Raw genomic sequence first — 5503 nt, 5'->3', positions numbered from 1 at the left:
AAGCTACCAACGTATCGGCCGAGAGCAATCCTTCGCGGCAACGTGTAGGACCTTCCCCGTGGACGTCTCGTCAGGCCAACGAGCCAGTCACCGCCTCAACCGGGAAGGAGGCCGTCAAGCCGACGCATGGCGCCAAGGGGGAGAAGAGCCTCCCGTCAGGAACGTATCCCCGGCGAAGCCGGGCTCGCGCACCGAGGAGATCGTCAGTGGCAGGGCTCGTGGGCCAGCTCGGGCTCGTGTTCGAGCGTGCCCGCCAGGTAGGAGGCGACGATGTCGTCGACGAGGCGCTCGTTGGTCAAGATCACGTCGAGGCCGGCCTGCTCGATGGCATCGACCATCGGATAGCCCATCCCGCCGGCGACGAGGACGTCACAGTCCTTCACGGACGCGATCATGGTCCGCATGCGGGATTCGAACTGGCCGGGCCCGTGACCGCCGACCTCGACGAGTTGTGCCGGTGACTCGACGGGGCGGACTTCACGGGCGACGTCGCGGCCGTCTTCGACGGTCACGACGACATAGTCCTTGGTCCGGCCGAAGTGGCGTTGGATGGTGGCACCGTTGCTGGAGGCGATAGCGAGTTTCATGAGCAGAGATGGTATCCATATTCCTGATCAATGCGGGCGTCGCCATCCGACGCTCGCATCGACCAGAGAGGGGTCGGTGTCGGGTAGCCTGCAGGATTCATGCTCATCGTGAGAGATCTCCACATCGAAGTCGGCGACCGCACGCTGCTGCACGACGCCTCCTTCACGCTGCACCCGGGCGACAAGGTCGGGCTCGTCGGCCGCAACGGGGCCGGCAAGACGACACTGCTTCGGACCCTCGTCGGGTACGAGGCTCCGAAGAGTGGGTCGGTGTTGCGTTCCGGCAACCTCGGTTACTTCTCCCAGGAGGCCTCCCTTCCCGACCTCGAACGTCCCGACATGACCGCCCTCGAGCGGGTGCTCGCCGCCAGGGGCGTCGGTGTCCTCCTGCGGCGGATCGAAGAGGCGCGCCGCAAGGTCGCGCGCCTCGACGGGGAGCGTCGAGACCGTGCCATCCGCAATTTCGCGCGTCTTCAAGACCAGTTCGACGCCGCAGGCGGCTACGTCGTCGAAGCCGAGGCGAAACAAACCGCAGCGGCCGTCGGGATCGGCAACGACGATCTCACCCAACAGGTGGCATCGATGTCCGGCGGGCAGCGGCGGAGAGTCGAACTTGCTCGCATCCTGTTCGCCGAGACCGATGTCATGCTCCTGGACGAGCCGACCAACCACCTCGACCTCGACGCGAAAGCCTGGCTGATGGATTACCTCGCCTCCTATCGGGGAGCGCTCATGGTCGTCAGCCACGACCTGCCACTGCTCGACGAGGCGATCACGTCGGTGCTTTCGCTCGAAGCCGGGATACTGGAACCGTACCGGGGGAACTACTCGAGTTTCCTGGTCGAGCAGGAGCGCCGCCGAGCCCAGCGGATCAAGGAGCGCAAGCAGCAGGAGCGCAAGATCGCCAGGCTCGAAGAGAACATCCGCCGTTTCAAAGGCACCACCGAGAAGATGGCGAAAGTCGCCAAGTCGATGGAGACCCGGGTCGACCGGATCAAACGGGACCTCGTCGAAGTCCGGGCCAGAGGCAAGAACGTGGCGGTCCGCTTCCCCCAGCCCGTCCCGTCGGGGAGAACCCCGCTCACCGGATCGGGCCTGACCAAGGCCTACGGCGACAACCTCGTCTTCGTCGATGTCGACGTCGACACGAATCGGGGGGAGCGGCTGCTGATCATGGGCCTCAACGGTGCCGGCAAGACGACCCTGCTGCGCATCCTCGCCGGCGTCGAACATGCCGACCTTGGGGAGGTGACCCCCGGATACCGGGCCAGTGTCGGCTACTACGCACAGGAGCACGAACAGATCGAAGCCGGTGTGAAGGTCCTCGACCATCTCCGCAAGGTATCGGATCAGCCCGACAAGGTGCTGCGCACCGTGCTCGGCCACTTCCTCCTCGCGGACAAGATCGATCAGGACGCAGGCACCCTGTCTGGAGGGGAGAAAACGAAACTCGCGTTGGCACAACTCGTCATGGCCGGAGCGAACGTGCTGCTGCTCGACGAGCCGACCAACAACCTCGACCCCCAGGCCAAGGACGCGTTGCTGGCCGCGCTGCAGCGCTACGAAGGGACGATCATCCTCGTGAGCCACGACACCAGCTTCGTGGCCCGCCTCGAACCCGACCGGGTGATGCTCATGCCCGACGGTGACACCGCGTTCTTCGACGAGTCGATGCTGGAGCTGGTGGCGTTGGCCTGAGGGGCTCGCGTCACTCGCCGTCCTCGGTATCGCGGCGCTTGTCAGCATGAGACCGCGGGGCAAGAGCGGCGACTCAGGCACCTTCCCCTGCACGGAAGATTCTCTACCCCATCGACCTCGGCTCGTTCCTCGCCTCGGCCACTTCCCCTGCTAGGGGAAGCAAGAAGAGCGCCGGTGACGAACCCGATGGGGGTGTGGTCATGGTCGCGGTCCATCCGCTCGGCATGGAGTCCACGAACGATGCGAGTCGGGCGCCGTTGAATGTTCCGGCGCTCGAGACGTGCATTCCAGTGCCTATGGTTGCGAGCACTGCGTCGCCGTCGTGGGCATTCCACGCGGCGATGTAGTCGTCCAGCAGGGCCTGCACGTCGCTCGGTACCGGTGAGCTCAGCAGGAACCAGGCGGCTCCGGCAGCGATGGCGACGAGGAGCACCACCAGCGCAACGATCAGCCAACGGTTGGTCTTTCCAGGCTCGATTCTCAGCTTTGCTGTCTTCTCGATGGTTTCCATTCCTTCCCCTCTCCTCGATCCCCACGAAACAAACACTCCCAGGGCGCCGAGTGCCAGCACCGCTGCGACGCCGATCAACGCCGGCAGCACCCACGACGCGTCCGTTGTGGTCGGCACCGGCGCGCCCGAGGACCGATACAGCCTCGGGCCGCCCTGCAAGAGCCAGAGCGCCACGACGACCGAGCCGACGCCCACGAACACTGCAGCGGCCGCAGTCACGGCCGCCCGCACCGGTCCACGCAAACGCGGCTGTCGACGAACGTGGACCTGGGCAATCACGTCCTGCACGCCGACCCGCTCGACGACGTCGTCGAAGTAGTCGCGCAGTTGGGTCTGCAGCTCAGACATCGACCTGCACCTCCATTGTCGCTCTCAGACGGGCCAGTGCCCGTTCCACATGGGTGCGCACCGTTGCCCGGGACACGTCCATCAACTCGGCGGTTTCGCGCTCGGTCCATGCGAGGGCGTGCACCAGCACGACAGCGACCCGCTGGTTCTTCGTGAGCGACTCGAGCGCTGCAGGGAGACCCGGTTCGAACCCGTACGGATCCCTCATCTGGGGCGCCGGAAAGGTCACCCTGGGCCGCAGGAAGCGACGAGCCTTGCTCTGGCCGACCCGATACAGGTATCCGGCAGGGTTCTGCATCGTCCGGATCTTGGGCCAGTGCTCCCAGGCATAGACGAGCGCTTCAGACGTGGCCTCGGACCCGATCTCGGGGCCATACGCCGCAGCGAGCGCGTACGAGAGTTTCGGCTCCGTTTCCTTGACGAAGCGAGTGAAGGCCCGTTCCTGATCGGCGCTCACCGTTCCTCCGAATCGCTCTCACCCTCAGAAACCATCGAGGCGGAGGGTTGGGCGACGCGTCGAGTGTTTCACAAGGTCGGTGCAGCATCAGGCAGAACCTCCAATTGCCATCGTCGGTGATGTTCCTTCGCGTAGGCTGAAGTCCATGGCGGAACGTCATAGCCGGGGACTGACCACTGTGGTGGTGACGTCCTGTCTCACCTTTGTGTTCGGCTATGTCATGGCCCAGCTCCTCTATCTCGGCGGACTGGCCGGTTTTGGCTGGATCGAAGGGCGACAACCGGTGCTTTCGCATGCGGCCGTCACGTTCGAGGCGGCGGGGCCGGACCTTGCCCTGGCCGGCGGACTCCTGACGGTGTTCGGAGTCGGGGTCGTGCTTCTCCTCGTCTACCCCGGACCGGGTCCACACGGTGTGGCGAGGCTGACCGTGCTGTGGACGATGCTGCACCTGTTCCGCACCGGTCTTCAGGTGATCCTCGCCGCCCCGTTCGATCCGGACGGGATCGGGGCTGCGATCGCCGCGAGCGCCGACCTGCCGGAGCGTTTCCTCGGGATCCTCGCCGGGGTTGCCGCCGCGGCGGTGTTCGGGATGGGGATGATGGCCGCGCCCGCATTCCTCAAGTTCGCCCCGAGAGCGAGCTTGCTGGAGACACGCGTCAGCCGCGTCCGCGTCATGCTTCTCGTTGCCGCCGTCCCGTGGCTGATCGGCGGGGCGATCGTCGCCGCCTTCATGTTCCCCGACCCGGGGTTGGCGTTGGGACTGATCGCCAGCGGGGTCATCGTGCTGGGCGCCCTCGCGATTGCCCCTATCACAGGGGTGGACCGTCAGTGGAGCCCCACCGTTCCCACGGTCCCGGTCGTGCCCGCGGTCCTCGTGGCGGCTCTGTTCTGGCTCTTCGTCTTCGCCCTCAGACCGGGCGTCGCGATTCCGCCCTGGGGGTAGGAGGGTGTTGTGGATGGGATCGTCTCGTTCGTCGCGGATGAGCTGTCGGCTCGCGCCGACTCTGATCGGGCGGTGGCGATGGCTGCCTACATGAAGACCGAGATGCCGTTCCACGGGGTGCCGACGCCGCAACGGCGGGTGATTCTGAGGGAGGCGCTGGTCCGGTACCCGATCAGGTCGCAGGCCGAGTACCGGGGAGCGGTGATGGCCCTCTGGGATCTCCCGCACCGGGAAGAGAAATACGTCGCCGTCGGTCTCGCGATCGCCGAACGGCGGTGGATCACCTTCGAGAACCTCGACCTCTACCGGCGGCTCATCGTCGATGGTGCATGGTGGGACTTCGTCGATTCGGTGGCGGCGAATCTCATCGGCAAGGTCCTGCTCGAAGAGCCCGACCGGATGTGGCCGACACTCGACGCGTGGATCGACGATCAGGACCTCTGGTTGCGTCGGACGGCGATCCTCGCTCAACTCAAGCACAAGGACCGCACCGATACCGACCGGCTCTTCGACTACTGCCTGCGGCGGGCTCACGAGAAAGAGTTCTTCATTCGTAAGGCGATCGGATGGGCGTTACGCGAGTACGCAAAGACGGACTCGGTCTCGGTGTCGAGGTTCCTGCTCGAACACCGGGAGGAGCTGTCCGGACTGAGCTTCCGGGAGGCGGCGAAGCATTTGGATCTGGGATAGCGGTCGCTTCGTGAGCCGGGTTCCGCGTGTCGTATTTCGTACCTGAGTATTCGCTATCGCGGCGTGTGTCTGCGTGGGACCGTAGGGCGAGAATCTTCCCCCTCCGCCACCACACCCCCATCGGGTTCGTCACAGAGCTTCCTCACCCACTTCCCCCTGAGGGGGAAGGAAAGAATGGGTCCGGCGCTTCGCCCTAAGGGGGTGGCTCCGGCTGTGCCGGCTCTGGGACACCCCCATCGGGTTCGTCACAAAGCTTCCTCACCCACTTC

At 65.4% G+C, this 5503-nt stretch carries 6 protein-coding genes; 3 read left to right on the top strand and 3 right to left on the bottom strand.

All coding sequences use genetic code 11. The features are described from left to right. Positions 1-203: 203 nt before the first annotated feature. Complete coding sequence (locus GXP34_09885) at positions 204-587, bottom strand: hypothetical protein (protein ID NOY56282.1); 384 nt, start codon at positions 585-587, stop codon at positions 204-206. Positions 588-686: 99 nt separating this feature from the next. On the opposite strand from GXP34_09885, the gene GXP34_09880 reads away from it, so the two are divergent. Then, positions 687-2285, top strand: coding sequence for an ABC-F family ATP-binding cassette domain-containing protein (locus GXP34_09880; protein NOY56281.1), 1599 nt, complete (start codon positions 687-689; stop codon positions 2283-2285). A gap of 103 nt (positions 2286-2388) precedes the next feature. Here the strand turns inward: GXP34_09880 and GXP34_09875 are convergent, their stop codons facing one another. Both GXP34_09875 and GXP34_09870 read right to left on the bottom strand, forming a co-directional pair. After that, positions 2389-3144 (bottom strand): hypothetical protein, encoded by a 756-nt coding sequence (locus GXP34_09875; GenBank protein NOY56280.1) that lies wholly within the window; start codon positions 3142-3144, stop codon positions 2389-2391. After that, complete coding sequence (locus GXP34_09870; protein ID NOY56279.1) at positions 3137-3601, bottom strand: hypothetical protein; 465 nt, start codon at positions 3599-3601, stop codon at positions 3137-3139. Before GXP34_09870 ends, GXP34_09875 begins: the two co-directional genes overlap by 8 nt. Before the next feature lie 145 nt (positions 3602-3746). Here GXP34_09870 and GXP34_09865 point away from each other — a divergent pair, with 145 nt between their 5' ends. Both GXP34_09865 and GXP34_09860 read left to right on the top strand, forming a co-directional pair. After that, positions 3747-4544, top strand: a complete 798-nt coding sequence (locus GXP34_09865) for a hypothetical protein (GenBank protein NOY56278.1) — start codon at positions 3747-3749, stop codon at positions 4542-4544. A 9-nt stretch (positions 4545-4553) separates the two neighbouring features. After that, positions 4554-5234: a DNA alkylation repair protein gene (locus GXP34_09860; protein NOY56277.1), complete on the top strand. Its 681-nt coding sequence runs from the start codon at positions 4554-4556 to the stop codon at positions 5232-5234. The last annotated feature ends 269 nt before the right edge of the window (positions 5235-5503 follow it).

It is taken from the genome of Actinomycetota bacterium, from assembly GCA_013152275.1.
In the GTDB taxonomy this organism is placed as follows: Bacteria; Actinomycetota; Acidimicrobiia; order Spongiisociales; family UBA4744; genus BMS3Bbin01.
Note: the sequence above shows the minus strand (reverse complement) of the source record. Positions and strands in the feature narration are given on the sequence as shown.

Coding starts and splice junctions, on each gene's coding strand:
- GXP34_09875 (NOY56280.1), bottom strand. CDS start 3,144: ATGTCTGAGCTGCAGACCCAACTGCGCGACTACTTCGACGACGTCGTC.
- GXP34_09885 (NOY56282.1), bottom strand. CDS start 587: ATGAAACTCGCTATCGCCTCCAGCAACGGTGCCACCATCCAACGCCAC.
- GXP34_09880 (NOY56281.1), top strand. CDS start 687: ATGCTCATCGTGAGAGATCTCCACATCGAAGTCGGCGACCGCACGCTG.
- GXP34_09865 (NOY56278.1), top strand. CDS start 3,747: ATGGCGGAACGTCATAGCCGGGGACTGACCACTGTGGTGGTGACGTCC.